The organism is Acinetobacter sp. YH12144 (assembly GCF_013418345.1).
Classification (GTDB): domain Bacteria; phylum Pseudomonadota; class Gammaproteobacteria; order Pseudomonadales; family Moraxellaceae; genus Acinetobacter; species Acinetobacter amyesii.
Window position 1 is genome coordinate 1 of the sequence record NZ_VPCD01000063.1, and the last position, 1,098, is coordinate 1,098.

Here is a 1,098-nt window from a genome sequence, read left to right on the forward strand (position 1 = left end):
GGATGCGTTTGCGTCGCTTCGCTAAGTTCTATCGTTTTAAATCGTATGGGAGCTTGTAATCAGGGAAAAAAGTGTTTTAGCAGCATATTGCGTCAGTTCACTCGTAGACACTCGTTCTGTTCTTACTGGAGATCTCCAGGGAAAAAAAAGAGCAAGCATACACAGAGGGCACTGTGATTCTTGTTAGGGAGACCCTAAAACCCCTAAAAAACCGTAAACATGTTGTCATGTGGTCATAAATAAATAAAAAATGCCCTAAAATCTATGTTCTAGGGCATTGTATTAATCACACGATTAAAATATATTCTAAAGCACGGTTATTAATTACTGGAATAATTAATAACGAAAGTTATCTGTGTCGCAAACACTAGATAAGATCAGGATAAAATCCCCGTGCAGTAAAGCGATTATAACTTCACTAGATTTAAAATAAATCCCTTTCGTTGTTAAAACCTACCAAAATTAATATTCCGTCCGTTTAAATGGGTGGAAGGATTAGTGACGACAGCATTTAAGCGGTGATTTTAAGCCTGTTACTGGGGGAACTGAACAAAGCAGGCAGCAGAATGAGTAGTCTAAGGGTGATCGTGAGTATATTGGGGTAATTCCCTTGCGTTGATCAAACAAAGCCCACAGGCGGTCTTAAATGCGTTCAGGCGGTGATATAAGCCGTAATTAAGACAGGTGCAGCGTTATACCGTGATGCACTCCGATTGAAGCGACGCTCGGCTCCGTAGTGATGCTCCAGAGGGAAATACTCCTAAAGTGCCTTTATAGGTGCTTTAGGGTGAGTATTACCTTCTATCTGCTCAACTCTCACCATAATGATACTAATCACTAAATCAAAAACTTAAAAAAAAAGGTGGTTGTTATGAAACAAGTCATAGAGCTTTTAGGTAAAACAGTAAAATTCGTACATACAGAGAATGGTCATTTCTTTGAAGAACAAGGAAAGGTCACAGAAGTTTTATTGTCTTTAAGTGGTGAAAACAGAATTGCTTTAGATGAAAAAGAATTATATTTGTTGTCTGAATTGCTAGAACTAGAGATCGTCTGAAAGCCTTTATTTTCGGGCGTGGACTGAGATTTCGTCAATAT

The 1,098-nt window shown here is 38.4% G+C and carries 1 protein-coding gene; it reads left to right on the plus strand.

The genetic code is table 11. The features are described from left to right. Nucleotides 1-871: 871 nt before the first annotated feature. Nucleotides 872-1,057, plus strand: a complete 186-nt coding sequence (locus FTU79_RS16410; protein ID WP_180051361.1) for a hypothetical protein — start codon at nt 872-874, stop codon at nt 1,055-1,057. The last annotated feature ends 41 nt before the right edge of the window (nt 1,058-1,098 follow it).

Coding starts and splice junctions, on each gene's coding strand:
- FTU79_RS16410 (WP_180051361.1), top strand. CDS start 872: ATGAAACAAGTCATAGAGCTTTTAGGTAAAACAGTAAAATTCGTACAT.